Here is an 18,035-nt window from a genome sequence, read left to right on the forward strand (position 1 = left end):
CTATTGGAGATTCCAATGACCATTCTGCGCATCGATAGCTCGATCAAGGGCGATGCTTCCGTGACCCGCAAACTGACGGGCATGATCTGCGAGAAACTCGGCGGCGACGTCGTCACCCGCGACACCACCGGCCTGCCGCTGATTGATGGCGTATGGCTGGGCGCGGCCTACACCCCCGCCGAGAACCGCACCGCCGAGCAGAAAGAGCTGCTGAAACAATCCGACGCGCTGATTGCCGAGCTCAAAGCCGCCGACGAGATCGTCATCGGCATGCCGCTTTACAATTTTGGCGTGACCGGCCCGCTGAAAGCATGGATCGACATGATCTGCCGCGTCGGCGAGACCTTCCGTTACACCGAATCCGGCCCCGAAGGTCTGGTATCGCCCAAGCGCGTCTTCGTGGCCTATGCCTCGGGCGGCGTGCCGCAAGGGTCGGGCTATGACATCGCGTCGAGCTACATCAAGCAGGTTCTGGCCTTTATCGGCCTGACCGATGTGACCTTCGTCTCTGCCGAGGGCGTGGCTATGGGCGAGGCGGAAGCCATTGCCAAAGCACAAGAGCAGATCAAGGGCCTTGCCGCCTGAGGTCTGCCGGTTGTAGTGTACGAGTATGGCCCGCGACATGGCGTTGCGGGCCTTTTTCATGGAGCGCCACCAATGTCCCGTTTCGCGCCCCTGCCGGACCCGCCCTATCACGCGGTCATCTTTTCGTCGCAGCTTGGGCCGGAACAGGCGGGCTATGGCGAAATGGCGGATCTTCTGGCCGATCTGGCCGCCAAGCAGCCGGGCTATATCGGGGCCGAGTCGCTGCGCGACAGCCACGGCTATGGCATTACGATCAGCTATTGGCGCGATGCCGAAGCGGTGCGCGGCTGGAAGCAGGTCTCGACCCACCTGATGGCGCAGAAACTGGGCAAGACCCGCTGGTATGATCATTATACCCTGCGCGTGGCCTGCATCGAACGCCAGTATGAGGGCCCCGACGGACGGTAACGCCCCGCAATCGCCTTGCGCGGTTGACTCCGCAGCCCTTTTTGACTAAGTGTCCCGAGATTCCCCGGAGGACGAGCCCTCCGGTCCCCGCATGAGGCGGGGATCGCCACCAGTCAGCGCGTTGCGCCCACTGGTGCGCTTGTCGTTTGTCTGATGCCCTTATGCAAGGAGGGAGCCATGTTCGAGAGCCTTTCAGATCGCCTTGGCGGTGTGTTCGACCGGCTGACCAAGCAGGGGGCATTGTCCGCTGATGACGTAAAGACCGCGCTGCGCGAAGTACGCACCGCGCTCCTTGAGGCCGATGTCTCGCTGCCGGTGGTGCGGTCCTTCGTGAAGGCCGTCGAGGCCAAGGCGACCGGTGCCGCCGTGACCAAATCCATCACCCCCGGCCAGCAGGTCGTGAAGATCGTCCATGACGAGCTGATCGCCATGCTTGCGGGCGATGATGACGCCGGGGCGCTGAAAATCGACAACCCGCCTGCGCCGATCCTGATGGTCGGTCTGCAGGGCTCGGGTAAGACCACCACCACTGCCAAACTGGCCCGCCGCCTGAAAGAACGCGAGAAGAAGCGCGTGCTGATGGCGTCTTTGGATATCTACCGTCCGGCGGCAATGGAGCAGCTGGCCATTCTGGGCAACCAGATCGGCGTCGACACGCTGCCTATCGTGCAGGGCGAGAGCGCCGTGCAGATTGCCAAACGTGCGAAGCAGCAGGCCACTCTGGGCGGCTATGATGTCTATATCCTCGATACCGCGGGCCGCCTGCATATCGATCAGGTGCTGATGTCCGAGGTCCAGCAGGTCCGCGATGTTGCCAACCCGCGCGAGACGCTTCTGGTGGTTGACGGGCTGACCGGTCAGGTCGCCGTTGAGGTCGCGCAGGAATTCGAGGAAAAAGTCGGCATCTCCGGCGTTGTCCTGACCCGTATGGACGGCGATGGCCGTGGCGGTGCGGCGCTGTCGATGCGCGCGACCACCGGCAAGCCGATCCGCTTTGTGGGTCTGGGCGAGAAGATGGAGGCGCTTGAAACCTTCGAGGCCGAGCGTATCGCGGGCCGTATCCTTGGCATGGGCGATATCGTCGCTCTTGTGGAAAAGGCGCAGGAGGTCTTCGAGAAAGAGGCCGCCGAGCGTATGATGAAGCGGTTCCAGAAGGGCCTCTTCAACATGAACGACCTGAAGTCCCAGCTTGAGCAGATGCAGAAGATGGGCGGCATGCAGGGCGTGATGTCGATGATGCCGGGCATGGGCAAAATGGCCAAACAGGCCGAGTCCGCCGGTTTCGACGACAAGATGATCCGCCGCCAGATCGCGCTGATCCAGTCGATGACCAAGGAAGAGCGCGCCAAACCCGAGATGCTGAAAGCCTCGCGCAAGGAGCGTATCGCCAAAGGTGCGGGCATGGATGTGGCCGAGCTGAACAAGCTTCTGAAGATGCAGCGCCAGATGGGCGACACCATGAAGAAGCTGGGCAAGATGAAGGGCGGCGCCCTGAAACGCGCGATGGCCGCGATGACCGGCAAATTCGGCGGTCTGCCCAATGCGGGCGAGATGGACCCCGCCAAAATGGAAGAAGCCACCAAGATGCTGGGCCAGACCCTGCCGAAGAACATGCCCGGACTGGGTGGCATGGGCGGTCTTGGGGGCTTGGGTGGCCTTGGGGGCTTTGGCAAGAAGAAGTAATGGTCGCGCCCGTCCTTCATACCGAGCGCCTGACGCTGCGTCCGCATGACATGTCGGATTTCCCCGCTTTTGCGGAGGTGATGAAGTCTGCGCGGGCGCGCTATCTGGGCGGGCCGCATGATGTGAAGGCGGCGTGGTTCCATTTTGCGTCCGACGTGGCGCAATGGGCGCTGAAGGGCTGTGGTGCGCTGGCCGTGGTGCGCAAATCCGACCGCCAGCTGGTGGGTCAGGTGACGCTGAACGATCTGCCGCATTTTCCTGAACGCGAGTTGGGCTGGATTGCCTTCACCGGCTTCGAGGGTCAGGGCTATATGACCGAAGCGGCACGCAAGATGCGCGATTTCGCGGCCACCGACCTGAACTGGAAGCGCCCGCTGGTCAGCTATATCATGCCGGGCAATGCGCGTTCGGTCGCGCTGGCCGAACGCATCGGGGCCAAGCTGGACCGCGATGCGCTGCCTGCGGTGAAGGGCCAGCTGGTCTATCGCCACCCGATGGGAGGTCAGCCATGATCGCGCTGTCCCCTACCCCTGTTCTGCATAGCGCCGCGCTGGTGCTGCGGGCGCCTGCAGCCCATGACTATCCGCATTGGCGCGACTTTCAGGCCTCCCCGCGGTCGGTCTTTATCCGCCCTGCCCCCGAGTTTGACGAAGGGCTGGTCTGGCGGGCTTGGGCTGCGGTGATCGGCCATTGGGTCATGCATGGCTGGGGGCCTTTCGTAGTGACCCCCCAAGACAGCGACCGTGGTCTGGGCCTTGTCGGCCCGTGGCAACCGCATGGCTGGCCCGAGGCGGAAATCCTGTGGAATCTGTGGGATGGCGCCAATGAGGGCCGTGGCCTCATGGCCGAAGCTGCCGCAATGGCGCGCGCCCATCTTTACACCGATCTGGGCTGGGACAGCGTTGTCAGCTATGTCGATGCAGCCAATAGCCGCTCTGCCGCACTGGCCGAGCGTCTGGGCTGCCGCCTTGATCCGCAGGCCGCCACGCCGCTTGGCAAGCCCTGCCTTGTTTACCGCCATCCCAAGCCGGAGGACCTTGCATGAGTGATGCAACCAGCCGCGCCGCAGAGCTTCTCAAGGAGCACCGCGACAGTATCGACCGTCTGGATGCGGTGATGATCTATACGCTCGCCGAGCGCTTTGCCCAGACCCAAGCGGTGGGCAAGCTGAAAGCAGAGCACGACCTTCCTCCCTCGGATCCCGACCGGGAGAAGACCCAGATCGCACGTCTGGAAAAACTGGCCGACGACAGCGGTCTCGACCCGGAATTTGCAAAGAAATTCCTGAATTTCGTGATCTCGGAAGTCATCCGGCATCACGAACAGTTCCAAAAGTAACGGACCCCGAAACAGGTCCGACACCAGCCATTCAAAGGAGATCAACCCATGGCTATGAAAATCCGTCTCGCACGCGGTGGTTCCAAAAAGCGCCCCTTCTACGCAATCGTTGCTTCCGACTCGCGCATGCCGCGTGACGGCCGCTTCCTCGAGAAGCTGGGCACCTACAACCCGCTGCTGGCAAAAGACAGCGAAGAGCGCGTGAAAATGAACATGGAGCGCGTTCAGTACTGGCTGAGCAAAGGCGCGCAGCCGACCGACCGTGTGGCACGCTTCCTTGAAAACGCCGGTGCTCTGCCGAAAACCGAGCGTAAGAACATGAAGAAAGCAGAGCCGGGCAAGAAAGCCCAAGAGCGCGCAAAAGAAAAAGCCGAGAAAGCCGCTGCGGCTGCTGAGGCCTCCGAGGCCTGATCTTGGACGCGTTCTCCCCCGAGTTCCGCGAGGATCTGCACCGGTTGATGCTGTGGCGGCGTGATGTGCGCCGCTTCCGCACCGATCCTGTGCCCGAAGAGATCCTTGCACGGGGGCTGGACGCATTTTCCCGCGCACCATCGGTCGGCCTGTCCGAACCGTGGCGCGTGATCAATGTCGAAAGCGCCGCGGCCCGTGCTGCGGCGCTTTCCAATTTCCAGACCGCCAATGCCGAAGCGCTGGCCGCCTATCAGGCCGGTGGCGACATTGATCGCGCGACGCTCTATGCGGGGCTGAAACTTTCGGGCATGCAGAAAGCCCCTGTCCAGCTGGCGGTGTTTTGCGATACCGGCACGGTCAAAGGGGCCGGTCTGGGGGCCAGATCCATGCCCGAAATGCGTGCCTATTCGGTCGTGGCAGCCATGACGATGATGTGGCTTGCCCTTCGCGCCGAGGGGGTGGGGATGGGCTGGGTGTCTATTCTGGACCCCGAGGCACTGGCAAAATCGCTGGATGTGCCTGAGAGCTGGAAATTGATCGGCTATTTGTGTATCGGCTGGCCGGAACGGTCGCAGCCGACCCCCGAGCTGGAGCAGCTTGGCTGGGAAACCCGCGACGGGCTGCCCAAACTAGAGCGGAGATAAGCCATGACAGAACGGACCTGTGTCGGAGCCATTGCGGGCGCTTTCGGGGTCAAGGGCGAGGTGCGGCTGAAGAGCTTCTGCGCCGACCCGCTGGCCATTGCCGATTACGCGCCGCTTTACACCGAAGACGGCAAGCGCGCCTTTGATCTGACCGATCTGCGCGCGATCAAGGGCGGCATCGGCGCCTATCTGAGCGGCGTCGAGACGAAAGAAGAGGCCGATGCGCTGAAGGGCGTCTCGCTCTGGGTGGATCGCGATATGCTGCCCCATCTCCCCGACGACGAATTCTATCACGCCGATCTGATCGGACTGACGGTTGTGGATACCGGCGGCGCGGTGCTCGGGTCGGTGCGCGCCGTGCAGAATTATGGCGCGGGCGATTTTCTGGAAATCACCACAGCAGGCGAGAGCCAGCCCCTGCTCTTGCCCTTCACTATGGCCGTTGTGCCGACCGTCGATCTGACCGCAGGCCGGATCGTGGCGGATCCGCCCGAAGACGTATAAGACATGACCGACACTCCCGAAGACACCCCGAAAAAGGGCGCGATGCGCCTTGGCAATCTAATGGGCAATGCGGCGCAGGCCGAAGCGGTCCCGCCGAAGGCAAGCCGTTCGCATGGGCGGGTGTCGATCAGCGCCAGCCTTCAGGTCCGGTCCTTGATGGACGAGCCCGTGCAGCTTTCCCGCGCGTGGAAGGCCAAGATTGTCACGCTGTTTCCCGAGGCTTTTCCGGGGGTTCTGGGGCTGTCGCTGACCGGCAAGGCCCGCGATCAGGGGCTTTGGGCACTGGAGACCATCAACCTGCGCAGCTTTGGCGTGGGCAAGCATCGCAATGTGGATGATACCCCCGCAGGCGGTGGTGCGGGCATGGTGCTGCGCCCCGATGTGGTGGGCGCGGCGCTAAAAGAGGCCGCGCGCGGCGTGGACCCGCAGGCCGACTGGCCGGTGGTCTATATGTCCCCGCGCGGCAAGCGGTTTGATCAGGCGATGGCGCGGCGCTTTGCGGCGGCCGACGGGATGACCATCCTGTGTGGGCGCTTTGAAGGCGTGGACGAGCGCGTGCTGGAGCATTTCGGCATCGAAGAAGTCTCGATGGGGGATTTCGTCCTGACGGGGGGCGAGCTGCCCGCGCAGGCGATGATCGACGCCACCGTGCGCCTTTTGCCCGGTGTGCTGGGCAATGCCGACTCGGCGGTGGAAGAAAGCCATTCCAACGGGCTTCTGGAACATCCGCAATATACCCGCCCCGCCGAATGGGAGGGCCGCGCCATCCCCGAGGTGCTGATGTCCGGCCATCACGGCAAGATCGAGAAATGGCGCCGCGAGATGAGCGAAAAGATCACCGCCGAGCGTCGCCCTGATATGTGGGACGCCCATCAATCCAAGCGCTAGGCCGCAGGCACGCCCGCACGGGAGCGCGGGCATTGAGCCAAGACAGGACCGGCGTCTCGATCCAGCGATAGCCAAGCAGACCGACCCCGACCAGCAGCACGGCTTCGGCCACAAAAATCAGCCCCGCATCCGTGGTCCAGCGCGTCAGCCCGACATAGACCAGCGGCAGAGCCAGGTGATGGGCGAGATAGATCGAAAAACTGGCATCGCCGCAATATTCCAGCCAGCGCAGGCGGAACGTGCTGCGGGCGGCCACCAGCGTAAGCACGGCGCAGGCCGTGCCGAACCCCGCCACCGTTCCAAGGTCATATTTCCCCTGCCCCGCCCAAAGCGCCATCACCGCGACGCCCGTAAAGGCAAGCACCGTGCCGCGCCCCCCGATCCGGAATGCGGGCAGCTTCTGATGGGCGATCGCGGCAAGGATTCCCAGCAGGAAGAGAAGATTGGCGCTGGAGAACGCGGTCACCCACAGAATATCGGGCGCGTGCCGCATCGGGGATGGCACCCCCGCAGGCACAAGCGCCGATGCCAGCATCCACCCGCCGAACAGCCATGCAAAACCGCGCGGCGAGAGGAAAAGGACAAGGAAGACCAGATAGAACAGCGCCTCGTGGCGCAAGGACCAGAGCACGCCGGGATAGGGTTTTTCCAGCGGCAGAAGGAAGGCGGAGGACAGCCATGAGGTAAAACCGCCGCCACTGGCGTCCGCACCGAAACGGCCCGCCACTGCCACGATGCCCACCCACGCCGTCGCCGCGATCAGCGTGAAGGGCAGGATGCGGCTGACACGTTTATAGGCAAAGCGCCCCAAGGCTGCGCGCTGGCCTGCCTCGTGGTGATGGACCTGCCAGAGGATAAAACCGCTCAGCACAAAAAACAGCCCCACGCCGCGCGCGCCCAGATCCAGCGATTGTGCCAGACTGGCCACTCCGAGATTTCCCCAAAGCTGGTCAAGAATATGGTGCCCCACCACGGCCAATGCCGCGATTGCCCGCAAAATCTGCAAAGCGGGCAAGCGTTTGGTTTCCGGCTTGGACATTCATGGCACCCCGACTGACACTCGTACCGGCGCAGGGTGGCAGATCGGGGTTAAAAGACTGATAGTCCGATCCAGGCGACCGGGCCGAAATTCGGACGGCGCGGTGCTTCTATGCTTGATCGAAACCGCATTTGGCCGTATAGCGCGCAGGTCCGTACCGGAATCGGTGACCGGACCTTTTTTCTGTAACCACGCGGCGGCGCCTTCACCGCCACATTGCGGCCTGAAAAAAGCAGCTAAAGGATGACCTGAATCCTCCGGTGGGCGCAGCATGGCGGACCCGCGAAGACCCGGAGCTCTGAGGCGTGAAACCACCTTCACGGCAATACCGTGAGTAGATGAAAGGACATGCGATGAACCTGATCGCACAACTCGAGGCGGAACAAATCGCCAGCCTCGGCAAAACCATTCCGGATTTCAAAGCCGGCGACACCGTTCGCGTTGGCTATAAAGTGACCGAAGGCACCCGCTCGCGCGTTCAGATGTATGAAGGCGTCTGCATCTCGCGCAAAGGCGGTTCGACCCTTGCTGCCTCGTTCACCGTTCGCAAGATCTCCTTCGGCGAAGGCGTGGAGCGTGTGTTCCCGCTGTACTCGACCAACATCGACTCGATCGAAGTCGTGCGTCGTGGCCGTGTGCGCCGTGCGAAACTCTACTACCTGCGTTCGCGTCGCGGTAAATCGGCACGTATCGCCGAAGACACCACCTACAAACCCAAAACCGAAGCTTGAGGAGCGGATCGATGAAAGCGGAAATTCATCCCGATTACCACACCATCACCATCAAGATGACCGATGGTTCCTCCTACGAAACGCGCTCGACCTGGGGCAAAGATGGCGACACCATGACCCTCGACATCGACCCGACCTCGCACCCGGCATGGACCGGTGCAAGCTCGCGCCTGATGGACACCGGTGGCCGCGTGTCGAAGTTCAAAAACAAATATGCCGGTCTGGGCTTCTGATCCGACCTGCCGTTATGATGAAGGGCGTGCCACTGGCGCGCCCTTTTTCGTTGCGCCCCATTTTTCATTGCGCCCGTTCGATCGCGCAGGAAGGGTTTCCTTGGCTAACCGCCAATCTCCATAAGAACAAATATACGCCGGATCACCGTCCCTGACACGTTGAACAGATGGGTTCTCGCCTCGCGCAGGTGGCTGCCCCCAGACAGGAGACCGGCATGACCCAGAGCAATAACAACGCTTCAAACGGCACCACGCAGGGAAATGCGCAGGGCGCTTCGGGGCAGCAGGATAATTGCAACAGCCAGTCCAGCGACCATCAGGACGCGTGCAATAGCCAGCCATCCTCCCCCCAAGGGCATGACGACACCTGCAACACCGGTGGTCAGGGCAATTCCGGCTCTGGCACGTTTCCTCCCGATGGAAATGGGGGCAACCACCACGAGGATGACTGCAACGGGTCCGATGACAACCATAACGGGGTGCCCTGCTTCACCCCCGGTGCGCAGATCATGACGGCGCAGGGGCCGCGCAGGATCGAGGAACTCCGGTTGGGCGATCAGGTCGTGACCCGCGACAACGGGCTACAGGCGATCCGCTGGCTGGGGGCCAGGAGCCTGGGGGCAGAGGCGCTGGACGCTCCCGCCTTGCGCCCCATCCGCATTCCGGCAGGCAGTCTGGGCGATGGTCTGCCCGCCATTGATCTGCTGGTCAGCCCGCAGCACCGGATGCTTCTGCGCGGGCCGGAACTGCAACTGGCTTTTTCGGAAGACGAAATGCTGATTGCGGCGACCCATCTTTGTGGGGCGCGCGGCATCCATGCGATCCGGCCCGACAGCGTGACCTATATCCACATGATGTTCGACCACCACGAGGTGGTTCTGGCCAATGGCGTCTGGAGCGAGAGCTTCCAGCCCGGCTGCCAGGTGATGGGCGCGATGGAGACGGCGCAGCGCACCGAAATCCTGACGCTGTTTCCGGCCTTGGAAGGGGCTCTGGAAGACGGCACCCCCGAGCAGGCCTATCCCGCCGCGCGCGCCAGCCTGAAAGGCCCCGAAGCCGTTCTGGCCCGTCAGATGATGTAACACGACATCAATATCTTACCCACATGTGACAAAGCGGAAACTCTTGTGCAACTCCGCTTTCCCCGCTGTGCCTTCCCCCCTATAGTCACGTCATAAAGATCACCCGCAAGATGACGTGAGGACGGCAGAGTTGGCGCATATCATCGTGACTGGCAATGAAAAGGGCGGGTCGGGCAAATCGACCACCTCCATGCATGTAGCAACGGCGCTGGTGCGCATGGGGTGGCGCGTGGGCGCGCTGGATCTTGACCTGCGCCAACGCTCTATGGGGCGCTATGTCGAAAACCGTCGCGCCTTTATGGAGCGCGAGGGCGTTACCCTGCCCTGCCCCGATTATCGCACATTGCCCGAGATCGACGCCGCCAGCCTGCCTCCGGGCGAGAACCCCTATGACTACCGCCTGTCCGCAGCGGTGACCGAGCTGGAGACAAGCTGCGACTTCATCATGATCGACTGTCCCGGTTCGCATACGCGGCTCAGTCAGGTCGCGCATTCTCTGGCCGACACGCTGATCACGCCGCTCAATGACAGCTTTATCGATTTCGACCTTCTGGCACGGATTGACCCGAATACATCGAAGGTCACAGGGCCATCGATCTATTCGGAGATGGTCTGGTCGGCACGTCAGTTGCGCGCCCGTGCGGGGATGAAGCCCATTGACTGGATCGTGCTGCGCAACCGTCTGGGTGCCCAACAGATGCATAACAAACGCAAGGTCGGAGCCGCGCTTGAACAGCTATCGAAGCGAATCGGGTTCCGTGTTGCGCCGGGCTTCTCCGAGCGGGTCATCTTCCGCGAACTCTTTCCGCGCGGCATCACATTGCTGGATCTGAAGGATCTGGGCGTCGAGAACCTGAACATGTCAAATATCGCCGCCCGGCAGGAATTGCGCGATCTGATGAAAGAGTTGAACCTGCCGGGGGTCGAGGTCGATTTCTGAACGCCGCATCAGGCCGCCTCTGCCCCGCGTCACAGGGCATGGTGGACCACTCTGAACGGCGAAACCGGCCTGAACGGCGAGATGGGGCAGCTATGTCTGCGCGCCTTGCGCAGCCCCAGATCGGTCAGCCGCGCATCGATTTTCGGATCACGGCGCACTGACAGAAACGACAGGACGCCGGACAGGGTGAAGACTGGGTGCATAATATCCTCCCGACACTATAAGCAAGCTCAATGTAATCCGATTCGCCTTAAACGCGAAAAATAGATTAGATAAATTTCGAACCTTCAGCTCGGGCAAAGGAGGCCATGATCTGGGCAAATTGGCGGTCACCGGATGGCAAGGACCGGCAACACTCCGGCAATTTTGATTTTCTAAAAATATAACGATCCTGCGGAAACATGGAAAACACAGAAGTTTTCAAGCCTTACCCTGCTTATCGTATACATATGCATACAGTGCATAGCTGCCAGACTATGGACAATCACGATGCGTAAAGGAAGTCTGGCGACAATACGCTACCACTGAGCATTGGTCATAGCGGGTGCTTGAGGAGCCCCGCTGCTATTTGGCCCCGAGGTAGCACCTGAGGAGGACCCCATGAGCTTTGATGTCAAAGTGAGTAGTTCACGCATTCGTAGTGATGTTTTTAAACGTAAAATCATGTCGGCAGAGGATGCTGCCGCCCTGATCAACCCCGGCGCCATTATCGGCATGTCGGGGTTTACCGGCTCGGGCTATCCCAAAGCCGTTCCGCAGGCGCTGGCCAAGCGAATCGAAGAGGCCCATGCCCGCGGTGAGAAATTCAAGGTCTCGATCTGGACCGGCGCCTCTACTGGCCCCGAACTGGATGGCGCATTGGCCAAAGCCAATGGCATCGATTTCCGCCTGCCCTTCAACTCGGACCCGATCGCGCGCCAGCAGATCAACAATGGCGAAATGTCCTATTTCGACATCCATCTCAGCCAGGTTGCACCGATGGCGTGGGAAGGCTTTCTGGGCAAGCTTGACACCGCCGTGGTCGAGATCTCGGGCATTACCGAAGACGGTCAACTGATCCCGTCCTCCTCGGTTGGCAATAACAAGACATGGCTGGATCTGGCGGATAAGATCATCCTTGAGGTGAATAGCTGGCAGACCGAGTTGCTGGACGGGATGCATGACATCTATTACGGCACTGCGCTGCCGCCGCATCGCAAACCGATCCCGATCCTGAAATCGGATGACCGCATCGGTCAGCCCTATTTCAACGTGGACCCGTCGAAGGTCGTGGCCGTGGTCGTCACCGACAGCCCCGACCGGAACGCCCCCTTCTCGCCGCCCGATGATACGGCCAATGCGATTGCAGGCCATATTCTGGAATTCCTGAAATGGGAAGCCAAGCGCGCCGGCCTGCCCAATTCGCTTCTGCCGCTGCAATCGGGTGTCGGCAACGTGCCCAATGCCGTGATGGCGGGGCTGATCGATACGCCGTTCGAGGACATGACCGCCTTCACCGAGGTGATTCAGGACGGCATGCTGGATATGCTGGAAGCGGGCACCCTGCGCATGGCTTCGGCCACGGCCTTCTCGCTGTCGCCGGAAAAAGCCGAGTATTTCAACCAGAATGCGGCCTTCTTCCGCGACAAGCTGCTGCTGCGTCCGCAAGATATCTCGAACAATCCCGAACTGGTGCGCCGCTTGGGCTGTATCGCCATGAACGGCCTGATCGAGGCGGATATCTACGGCAACGTCAACTCGACCCAGATCATGGGCTCGAAAATGCAAAACGGCATTGGCGGCTCGGGTGATTTCGCGCGCAACTCCTATGTCTCGATCTTCATGACCCCTTCGACCGCCAAAGGCGGTGCCATTTCGGCCATCGTGCCGATGGCAAGCCATGTCGATCACATCAATCAGGACGTGCAAGTGATCGTGACCGAACAGGGTCTGGCCGATCTGCGCGGGCTCTCGCCCAAACAGCGCGCCGAGAAGATCATCGAAAACTGCGCCCATCCCTATTATCGTCCGATGCTGCGCGATTATTTCGAACGTGCGAAAAAGGGCAGCTATGCCCAGCAGAGCCCGCATCTGCTGAATGAATCGCTAAGCTGGCACCAGCGCTTCATCGAAACCGGCTCGATGAAGGTCTGACCTGAAGCCGTTTCGCACCGGAACCAGATGACCTCTGCGGGGTTTCCCCGCAGAGGTATTTTTATGCAAAACCAGACCCAGACCAGACGCGCCGTCCGCGATATTGTCGCCGCCATTGACGCGCGCGCGAGAGACGAAGACGAGATCCGCATCGAGGATGTGCTTGGCTCTTTGGGCGGCGCCTCTTTCGTGCCCGTGCTACTGGTGCCTGCCCTTTTCGTGGTCAGCCCGCTCTCGGGCATCCCACTCTTCTCGAGTGCCTGCGGCATCCTGATCGCGCTGATCTCGGCACAGATGCTGCTGGGGCGAGACCACCTCTGGCTGCCGCGCCTGCTGACGCGCCGCCATATCGCGGGAGACAAACTGCGCAAAGCGACGGGCAAGTTGCAGGGCATTGCGCGGTGGATGGACCTGCACACCAAGGAACGGCTGCGCCTTTTCACGCATCGCCCCTTTCGCTGGGTCACACAGGGCGCCTGCCTTTTATGCGGAGCCGCCATGCCCTTTCTGGAGCTGGTGCCGTTCAGCTCGTCCATCCTTGGCGCGGCGGTCACCCTTCTGGCCCTGTCGCTTCTGGTGCGCGACGGGTTGATCGCATTGTTCGGGCTATGCTTTATCGGACTGGCGGGCGGCGTCGGCTACTGGGCCGTCAGCGGCACCCTCGCCGCCTGAGCGCCCCACCAAGCCAACGGCTCCGGCGCATGGGTCAGGTCAGCAAGAGCACAAGCGACGGGAAGGCGATAATCAGGCCGATGCGGACGATGTCCATCGCCACAAAAGGCAGCAGCCCGCGGAAGATGGTGCCCAGCCGTACATCCGGCACGACCGACCGCAACACAAAGGCATTCATCCCGACCGGCGGGGTGATATAGCTGATTTCGGTGATCACAACGACGAAAATGCCGAACCAGATCAGATCGAAGCCCTGAGCCGCCACGATGGGATAGAAGACCGGCACGGTCAGCATGATCATCGACAGACCTTCCAGCATGCATCCCAGCACCAGATAGATCACCAGAATGGCCAGTATCATCGCCACGGGACTGCCTCCGAACACCGACAGCCAGTTCTGGATATCGCCCGTCATGCCGGACATATTGACGTAATTGGTGAAACTCAGCGCGCCGAAAAGGATGAAAAACATCATCGCGGTGGTCTTCATCGTATCATAGAGCACGTTCAGCAAGCCGCCCCATGTGAACTTGCCCGACACGACCACCAGCAACAGCGCGCCCGCTGCCCCCATGCCTGCGCTCTCGGTGGGGGTGAAAACCCCCAGATAGATCCCGCCCATCACGAAAACAAACAGCACCAAAGCGCCCGCCGTGCCCTTGAGCGCCCGAAACCGTTCGATCAGCGGCAGCTTCGTTTCGACAGGCAGGTCAATCCCGCGCATCCCGATGGAAATCTTCACCGCCAGCGCATAACCGACAATCCCGATCAGACCGGGAATGATCCCCGCCAGAAACAGCTTGCCGATATCCTGCTGCGTCATGATGCCGTAAAACACCAGAATGACCGAGGGCGGGATCAGGATGCCCAGCGTTCCCCCCGCCGCAATCGAGGCCGTCGACAGCCTGTCGGGATAGCCGAAGCGCCGCATGGAGGGCAGCGAGATCCGCGTCATCGTGGCCGCAGTTGCCATTGACGAACCACAGACCGAGGAAAACGCCCCGCAGGCCACCACAGTGGCCATCGCCAGCCCGCCCTTGCGATGGCGCAGCCATGCATAGGCCGAGTTATACAGCTCGGAGGCGATCCCCGACTGCACCACAAAATTGCCCATCATCAGAAAAAGCGGCAGCACCGACAGCGAATATTCCCGTCCGTTGTCAAAAAATGCCGACCCGATCAGGGAAAGGGCTGGCGTCCAGCCGATGATCATCGCCACGCCCACAAGGCCGACACCGGCCAAAGCAAAAGCGATCGGCACCCCTGCCAGCAACAGGACGATCAGGATCGCCAGACCTACAGGCCAATGCTCCATCACTGCCTCCGAAGCTGAAAGGTCAACTGCCGCAGCGCCGCCACCACGGTCAGCACGACGCCAAGCGCACAACAGAGCGCGCAGAGATAGCCCAGCGGCGCGATGGGAAGACGCAGGGAATTGGTGGCCTCACCATAGCTGGCCTTCTGCCCCGCATAGACCCAGATCCGCCATGACACGATCCCCAGAACCACAGCAGACAGCAACGAGGTGGCCAGCTCCCGCCACGGCTGCACGCAGGCCGGCAAGCGGTCGATCACCAGATCGACCGTCACATGGTCACGGTCGAAGCAGACGGCAGGCAGCCCCAGAAAGATCACCGCGCATAGCAGCATTTCGGTCAGCTCGGTGGCCCCTTGCAGCGGCGCGACAAACACATAGCGCCCGATGACATCCACCACCGTCAGCGCCATCATCGCCAGAAGCATTGCGCCACAGACGACCCCCAGCGCAAGCCGCGGCCAGTTTCGGGGCACCGGTGCCCTATCGCGGCCCGAAGACGGATCCGTCTCGGGCACGCGCGGAAAGTTCTCGTGTGTCACAGGTTACTCGGCAGAGGCTTTGGCGATTTCGGATTTGAGGAAATCATAGGCTTCCTGCCCGTCGATCCCCGCGCTTGAGGCTTCTTCGATCTTGGCATCGACAAGCAGCTGCAGCGCGGTCTTCCACGCCGCCATTTGCGCATCGGTCGCAGGCGTAATCTCGATTTTGCCCTTCATCGCCTCGCGGCCTGCTGCATCGGCCCGATCCCACATCTGCCCCGCCTTGCGCGCAAGAACCTCCCCCGTGACCGAGTTGATCTCCTCCTGCACCTCGGGCGAGAGGCTATCCCATTTCGCCTTGTTCATCACAATGAAGAAGGACGTGTTATACAGCCCGCCATCCACGGCAATCGCCTTGTTCAACTGGGGGATCAGCTTGAAGAAATTCACCGATTCATAGGGGAAGGTAATGCCATCGGCCACACCTTGGCTCAGCAGTTCGTAGGATTTCGACGACGGCCCCTCCACAGGCACCGCCCCGAGCTTCGAGACGATTTCATGCACGATCCCGCCCCCGACACGGATCTTGCGCCCCTTGAGCACGTCGATATCCGACACATCGCCATCCTTCAGGAAAACTTCCCCCGGACCGTGGCTGAAAACGGCCAGAACATGCACGTCTTTATATTCACCCGCGTCCTGCAGCATCGTCTGGAAGGTGCGCCAATAGGCCACCGAGACCGCCTCCGCCGAATTGCCCAGAAACGGCAGTTCGACAATATTGGTGGTTTTGAACCGGCCCGGATTATAGCCCTGCACCCCGAAGGTAATATCGGCCACCCCATTGACGGCAAAATCGAAATGTGCGGCGGGCGGGCCAAGCGGAGCCGGAAGCAGGGTTGCCTTGACCTCGCCGTGGGTGGCCTCCTCAATGGCCTTGGTCATCGGCACGATCAGGTCCGCGACCAGCGGATGCGAGGGCGGAAGCCAGTTGGCCACAGTCAGATTGGTCTGGGCCGAAACCGGCAAAGCCAGCGCCATAAGCGCGGCAGAAGACAACAAAGCGAAACGGGCCATGGGCGGAACCTTCCTGTAACTATGCTCCGGATTTTCGCGATATTAGGCCCGCCACATCGGCAGATGGAAGGTATCGGCGCGCGAGTTATTCCAATTTGCGCCTTCCCGGCAACAAACTGCTGTAAATTGCGCCCTTCCGAGAAGGCCGGTCTCTTGCCAGCGGCCCCACAAGCGATTAGACCCGTCAAACGCCAAGGCGGATGACGCCGAGGCGCATGGATGGGTGGCCGAGTGGTTTAAGGCTCTAGTCTTGAAAACTAGCGTGCGGGGAACCGTACCGTGGGTTCGAATCCCACCCCATCCGCCACAACGCCTTCGCAACCCCCTTGTTTTACTGACTTAATGCTCAGAGCCTCTTGTGGGCACGTAGTTTTGCTATACATTTTGCTATACAAACTGCATGACACGTTTCGTCTTAGATAGGCATACAGCATAAAGATCGCGCCCCGCGCAGGTTCGAAAAAAGGCATCTTGGGCATCCAGAAACGCGTGCCAAAGAGATACGCAGCAGTGGAGCCAAGGAAAAGCTTGTGGATCAGTCTCCACACAGATTCTCTGTCGGAAGCCGAGCTAAAGGCAAGTGTCATCTGGGCCGAACAGACTGCCGCATGGGAAGCCAAGCTGGCGGGAGATACAACTGATGCCGAGAAGCGTTTTGAAGCTGCCCGAGAACTCGCTACGGCCAAGGGTGCCCGCCAAAGAGGTAGTGGATCTGCCAATCGATGAACTGCGGGATCGCTTCAAGAGCATCGGTGGCTTCTCGAAGAATCCCAAAGAGCCAAATCTGCAGGATGCACAGGCCTTGCTCGGCTCGGTGCCGGAGCCTTCTATCAAGGTCTCAAAGGCGCTTGAGACATATTGGAAGCTCTGCAGTGAGAAGTTCATTGGCAAGTCGGACGATCAGATCCGACGCGCGAAGAACCCCGTCAAGAAAGCCATCAACAACTTCATTGACGTGATCGGCGATAAGCCCATCGCTGAAATCACAGCCGACGACATGCTAGATTTCCGTGCGTGGTGGGCCGACAGACTTCAGAACGAACAGCTCACGCCCAATAGCGCCAACAAAGACCTGAACTACGTCAAAACCGTATTTTCGACGATCAATCGGATGAAACGACTGGGCTTGGATTTGCCTCTTGCCAACCTCGCCTTCAAAGAGAATCTTCCTGAAGCGCGCGATCCGGTGTCCCCGGCATGGATACACGAGAAGATTCTCGCGCCCAAAGCTCTGGACGGTCTCAACACAGAAGCGCGGGCCATCTTGCTTATTATGATCAACACTGGATGTCGGCCTTCGGAAATTACTGCCCTCACATCCAACACGCTCCACCTTGATGCGAAAGTCCCGTATCTCTCGATCGAAGCAGAAGGCCGCCAGTTAAAGAGTGCGAATGCGAAGCGGACCATGCCGCTGCTCGGGGTCGCACTTGACGCCGCCCGGCAGTTTCCGAATGGCTTTCCACGTTACCGAAAAAGCAGCGCAGGGCTCTCCGCTACAGTCAATAAATTTATGCGAGAAAACGGTCTCTTTGAGACTCCCAAACAGACCATGTATTCGTTCCGGCATGCATTTGAAGACAGGGCGTTGGCTGCCGGGATAGACGAACGCGTGCGCCGCGATTTTATGGGGCACGCTCTTGGTCGGGAGCGATATGGGGCGGGGGCTAGGCAATGCAATAGCCAGAGGCGAAGCAGGGACCATCAAAGAAAAGATGTATGAGGCACTGCAGATGTGGATAGCGAGAAATTCTGATCAGCCTTAGCGTCTGGAGGCGCGGTGCTTGCAACGAACAGGCTTTCCGGCTGGCCTGCAAAATACCTGCTTTGCCTGACTGCCAAGTCAATCCAAAACTTCACTCTAAGCAGA

23 protein-coding genes and 1 tRNA gene are annotated in these 18,035 nt (G+C 60.7%); 19 read left to right on the top strand and 5 right to left on the bottom strand.

The window, feature by feature from the left end; translation table 11 throughout:
• The first annotated feature begins 15 nt into the window (after nucleotides 1-15).
• From WDB88_RS00950 to trmD, 10 genes are all read left to right on the top strand, one after another.
• Nucleotides 16-585: an NAD(P)H-dependent oxidoreductase gene (locus WDB88_RS00950; protein WP_339108355.1), complete on the top strand. Its 570-nt coding sequence runs from the start codon at nucleotides 16-18 to the stop codon at nucleotides 583-585.
• Between the two features lie 72 nt (nucleotides 586-657).
• Entirely contained in the window at nucleotides 658-993 is a 336-nt protein-coding gene (locus WDB88_RS00955; RefSeq protein ID WP_339108356.1) for an antibiotic biosynthesis monooxygenase, read from the top strand.
• A 177-nt stretch (nucleotides 994-1,170) separates the two neighbouring features.
• The gene (ffh, locus tag WDB88_RS00960) at nucleotides 1,171-2,676 is read left to right on the top strand and encodes a signal recognition particle protein (protein ID WP_339108357.1); all 1,506 of its coding nucleotides are present in this window, start codon (nucleotides 1,171-1,173) and stop codon (nucleotides 2,674-2,676) included.
• Complete coding sequence (locus tag WDB88_RS00965; protein WP_339108358.1) at nucleotides 2,676-3,188, top strand: GNAT family N-acetyltransferase; 513 nt, start codon at nucleotides 2,676-2,678, stop codon at nucleotides 3,186-3,188. The genes ffh and WDB88_RS00965 overlap by 1 nt, the downstream gene beginning before the upstream one ends.
• A complete protein-coding gene (locus WDB88_RS00970) occupies nucleotides 3,185-3,721 on the top strand; it encodes a GNAT family N-acetyltransferase (protein WP_339108359.1) in 537 nt (178 codons plus the stop codon). The genes WDB88_RS00965 and WDB88_RS00970 overlap by 4 nt, the downstream gene beginning before the upstream one ends.
• On the top strand, nucleotides 3,718-4,014 hold the full coding sequence (locus tag WDB88_RS00975; protein WP_339108360.1) for a chorismate mutase: 297 nt from the start codon (nucleotides 3,718-3,720) through the stop codon (nucleotides 4,012-4,014). The genes WDB88_RS00970 and WDB88_RS00975 overlap by 4 nt, the downstream gene beginning before the upstream one ends.
• Nucleotides 4,015-4,062: 48 nt before the next feature.
• Nucleotides 4,063-4,425 carry a 30S ribosomal protein S16 gene (gene rpsP / locus WDB88_RS00980; RefSeq protein WP_339108361.1) on the top strand — a complete coding sequence of 121 codons (363 nt, stop codon included), beginning with the start codon at nucleotides 4,063-4,065 and terminating at the stop codon, nucleotides 4,423-4,425.
• A 2-nt stretch (nucleotides 4,426-4,427) separates the two neighbouring features.
• On the top strand, nucleotides 4,428-5,069 hold the full coding sequence (bluB, locus tag WDB88_RS00985; protein ID WP_339108362.1) for a 5,6-dimethylbenzimidazole synthase: 642 nt from the start codon (nucleotides 4,428-4,430) through the stop codon (nucleotides 5,067-5,069).
• A 3-nt stretch (nucleotides 5,070-5,072) separates the two neighbouring features.
• Nucleotides 5,073-5,573, top strand: a complete 501-nt coding sequence (rimM, locus tag WDB88_RS00990; RefSeq protein ID WP_339108363.1) for a ribosome maturation factor RimM — start codon at nucleotides 5,073-5,075, stop codon at nucleotides 5,571-5,573.
• Between the two features lie 60 nt (nucleotides 5,574-5,633).
• Entirely contained in the window at nucleotides 5,634-6,461 is an 828-nt protein-coding gene (gene trmD, locus WDB88_RS00995; RefSeq protein ID WP_339109446.1) for a tRNA (guanosine(37)-N1)-methyltransferase TrmD, read from the top strand.
• Here the strand turns inward: trmD and WDB88_RS01000 are convergent.
• Nucleotides 6,409-7,500 (bottom strand): acyltransferase, encoded by a 1,092-nt coding sequence (locus WDB88_RS01000; RefSeq protein ID WP_339108364.1) that lies wholly within the window; start codon nucleotides 7,498-7,500, stop codon nucleotides 6,409-6,411. The genes trmD and WDB88_RS01000 overlap by 53 nt on opposite strands.
• Before the next feature lie 353 nt (nucleotides 7,501-7,853).
• Here WDB88_RS01000 and rplS point away from each other — a divergent pair, with 353 nt between their 5' ends.
• The 4 genes from rplS to WDB88_RS01020 all read left to right on the top strand — a co-directional run bounded on the left by rplS (nucleotide 7,854) and on the right by WDB88_RS01020 (nucleotide 10,486).
• Complete coding sequence (gene rplS / locus WDB88_RS01005) at nucleotides 7,854-8,231, top strand: 50S ribosomal protein L19 (RefSeq protein ID WP_339108365.1); 378 nt, start codon at nucleotides 7,854-7,856, stop codon at nucleotides 8,229-8,231.
• Between the two features lie 11 nt (nucleotides 8,232-8,242).
• Nucleotides 8,243-8,464, top strand: a complete 222-nt coding sequence (gene rpmE, locus WDB88_RS01010; RefSeq protein WP_339108366.1) for a 50S ribosomal protein L31 — start codon at nucleotides 8,243-8,245, stop codon at nucleotides 8,462-8,464.
• Between the two features lie 215 nt (nucleotides 8,465-8,679).
• Nucleotides 8,680-9,546 carry a Hint domain-containing protein gene (locus WDB88_RS01015; protein ID WP_339108367.1) on the top strand — a complete coding sequence of 289 codons (867 nt, stop codon included), beginning with the start codon at nucleotides 8,680-8,682 and terminating at the stop codon, nucleotides 9,544-9,546.
• 130 nt (nucleotides 9,547-9,676) lie between these two features.
• Nucleotides 9,677-10,486, top strand: coding sequence for a division plane positioning ATPase MipZ (locus WDB88_RS01020; RefSeq protein WP_339108368.1), 810 nt, complete (start codon nucleotides 9,677-9,679; stop codon nucleotides 10,484-10,486).
• Between the two features lie 29 nt (nucleotides 10,487-10,515).
• Here WDB88_RS01020 and WDB88_RS01025 read toward each other — a convergent pair whose 3' ends face one another.
• On the bottom strand, nucleotides 10,516-10,689 hold the full coding sequence (locus WDB88_RS01025) for a hypothetical protein (protein WP_339108369.1): 174 nt from the start codon (nucleotides 10,687-10,689) through the stop codon (nucleotides 10,516-10,518).
• A 397-nt stretch (nucleotides 10,690-11,086) separates the two neighbouring features.
• On the opposite strand from WDB88_RS01025, the gene WDB88_RS01030 reads away from it, so the two are divergent.
• Together WDB88_RS01030 and WDB88_RS01035 are read left to right on the top strand one after the other, a co-directional pair.
• Nucleotides 11,087-12,619 carry an acetyl-CoA hydrolase/transferase family protein gene (locus tag WDB88_RS01030; RefSeq protein ID WP_339108370.1) on the top strand — a complete coding sequence of 511 codons (1,533 nt, stop codon included), beginning with the start codon at nucleotides 11,087-11,089 and terminating at the stop codon, nucleotides 12,617-12,619.
• A gap of 63 nt (nucleotides 12,620-12,682) precedes the next feature.
• Nucleotides 12,683-13,291, top strand: coding sequence for an exopolysaccharide biosynthesis protein (locus tag WDB88_RS01035; protein WP_339108371.1), 609 nt, complete (start codon nucleotides 12,683-12,685; stop codon nucleotides 13,289-13,291).
• Nucleotides 13,292-13,325: 34 nt separating this feature from the next.
• Here the strand turns inward: WDB88_RS01035 and WDB88_RS01040 are convergent, their stop codons facing one another.
• The 3 genes from WDB88_RS01040 to WDB88_RS01050 are packed head-to-tail and all read right to left on the bottom strand — an operon-like array spanning nucleotide 13,326 to nucleotide 16,165.
• Entirely contained in the window at nucleotides 13,326-14,606 is a 1,281-nt protein-coding gene (locus WDB88_RS01040; protein ID WP_339108372.1) for a TRAP transporter large permease, read from the bottom strand.
• Nucleotides 14,606-15,148 carry a TRAP transporter small permease gene (locus WDB88_RS01045; protein ID WP_339108373.1) on the bottom strand — a complete coding sequence of 181 codons (543 nt, stop codon included), beginning with the start codon at nucleotides 15,146-15,148 and terminating at the stop codon, nucleotides 14,606-14,608. The genes WDB88_RS01040 and WDB88_RS01045 overlap by 1 nt, the downstream gene beginning before the upstream one ends.
• Before the next feature lie 3 nt (nucleotides 15,149-15,151).
• Nucleotides 15,152-16,165 (bottom strand): TRAP transporter substrate-binding protein, encoded by a 1,014-nt coding sequence (locus WDB88_RS01050; RefSeq protein ID WP_339108374.1) that lies wholly within the window; start codon nucleotides 16,163-16,165, stop codon nucleotides 15,152-15,154.
• Between the two features lie 217 nt (nucleotides 16,166-16,382).
• Between WDB88_RS01050 and WDB88_RS01055 the strand changes: the two genes are divergently transcribed.
• The 3 genes from WDB88_RS01055 (at nucleotide 16,383) to WDB88_RS01065 (ending at nucleotide 17,888) form a co-directional block, all read left to right on the top strand.
• Nucleotides 16,383-16,472, top strand: a tRNA-Ser gene (locus tag WDB88_RS01055).
• 203 nt (nucleotides 16,473-16,675) lie between these two features.
• On the top strand, nucleotides 16,676-16,891 hold the full coding sequence (locus WDB88_RS01060) for a hypothetical protein (protein ID WP_339109447.1): 216 nt from the start codon (nucleotides 16,676-16,678) through the stop codon (nucleotides 16,889-16,891).
• The gene (locus WDB88_RS01065) at nucleotides 16,806-17,888 is read left to right on the top strand and encodes a tyrosine-type recombinase/integrase (RefSeq protein ID WP_339108375.1); all 1,083 of its coding nucleotides are present in this window, start codon (nucleotides 16,806-16,808) and stop codon (nucleotides 17,886-17,888) included. The genes WDB88_RS01060 and WDB88_RS01065 overlap by 86 nt, the downstream gene beginning before the upstream one ends.
• The last annotated feature ends 147 nt before the right edge of the window (nucleotides 17,889-18,035 follow it).

Origin of the sequence: Thioclava sp. GXIMD4216, assembly GCF_037949285.1 — a bacterium.
GTDB lineage: Bacteria > Pseudomonadota > Alphaproteobacteria > Rhodobacterales > Rhodobacteraceae > Thioclava > Thioclava litoralis.

Bases quoted from the DNA above. Each gene is read 5' to 3' on its own strand.
- WDB88_RS00950 (WP_339108355.1), top strand. From the start codon at position 16: ATGACCATTCTGCGCATCGATAGCTCGATCAAGGGCGATGCTTCCGTG.
- WDB88_RS01025 (WP_339108369.1), bottom strand. From the start codon at position 10,689: ATGCACCCAGTCTTCACCCTGTCCGGCGTCCTGTCGTTTCTGTCAGTG.
- trmD (WP_339109446.1), top strand. From the start codon at position 5,634: ATGGGCAATGCGGCGCAGGCCGAAGCGGTCCCGCCGAAGGCAAGCCGT.
- rpmE (WP_339108366.1), top strand. From the start codon at position 8,243: ATGAAAGCGGAAATTCATCCCGATTACCACACCATCACCATCAAGATG.
- rpsP (WP_339108361.1), top strand. From the start codon at position 4,063: ATGGCTATGAAAATCCGTCTCGCACGCGGTGGTTCCAAAAAGCGCCCC.
- WDB88_RS01030 (WP_339108370.1), top strand. From the start codon at position 11,087: ATGAGCTTTGATGTCAAAGTGAGTAGTTCACGCATTCGTAGTGATGTT.
- WDB88_RS01000 (WP_339108364.1), bottom strand. From the start codon at position 7,500: ATGTCCAAGCCGGAAACCAAACGCTTGCCCGCTTTGCAGATTTTGCGG.
- rimM (WP_339108363.1), top strand. From the start codon at position 5,073: ATGACAGAACGGACCTGTGTCGGAGCCATTGCGGGCGCTTTCGGGGTC.
- WDB88_RS00970 (WP_339108359.1), top strand. From the start codon at position 3,185: ATGATCGCGCTGTCCCCTACCCCTGTTCTGCATAGCGCCGCGCTGGTG.
- WDB88_RS01015 (WP_339108367.1), top strand. From the start codon at position 8,680: ATGACCCAGAGCAATAACAACGCTTCAAACGGCACCACGCAGGGAAAT.
- ffh (WP_339108357.1), top strand. From the start codon at position 1,171: ATGTTCGAGAGCCTTTCAGATCGCCTTGGCGGTGTGTTCGACCGGCTG.
- rplS (WP_339108365.1), top strand. From the start codon at position 7,854: ATGAACCTGATCGCACAACTCGAGGCGGAACAAATCGCCAGCCTCGGC.
- WDB88_RS01040 (WP_339108372.1), bottom strand. From the start codon at position 14,606: ATGGAGCATTGGCCTGTAGGTCTGGCGATCCTGATCGTCCTGTTGCTG.
- WDB88_RS01065 (WP_339108375.1), top strand. From the start codon at position 16,806: ATGCCGAGAAGCGTTTTGAAGCTGCCCGAGAACTCGCTACGGCCAAGG.
- WDB88_RS00955 (WP_339108356.1), top strand. From the start codon at position 658: ATGTCCCGTTTCGCGCCCCTGCCGGACCCGCCCTATCACGCGGTCATC.
- WDB88_RS01050 (WP_339108374.1), bottom strand. From the start codon at position 16,165: ATGGCCCGTTTCGCTTTGTTGTCTTCTGCCGCGCTTATGGCGCTGGCT.
- WDB88_RS00965 (WP_339108358.1), top strand. From the start codon at position 2,676: ATGGTCGCGCCCGTCCTTCATACCGAGCGCCTGACGCTGCGTCCGCAT.
- WDB88_RS01035 (WP_339108371.1), top strand. From the start codon at position 12,683: ATGCAAAACCAGACCCAGACCAGACGCGCCGTCCGCGATATTGTCGCC.
- WDB88_RS00975 (WP_339108360.1), top strand. From the start codon at position 3,718: ATGAGTGATGCAACCAGCCGCGCCGCAGAGCTTCTCAAGGAGCACCGC.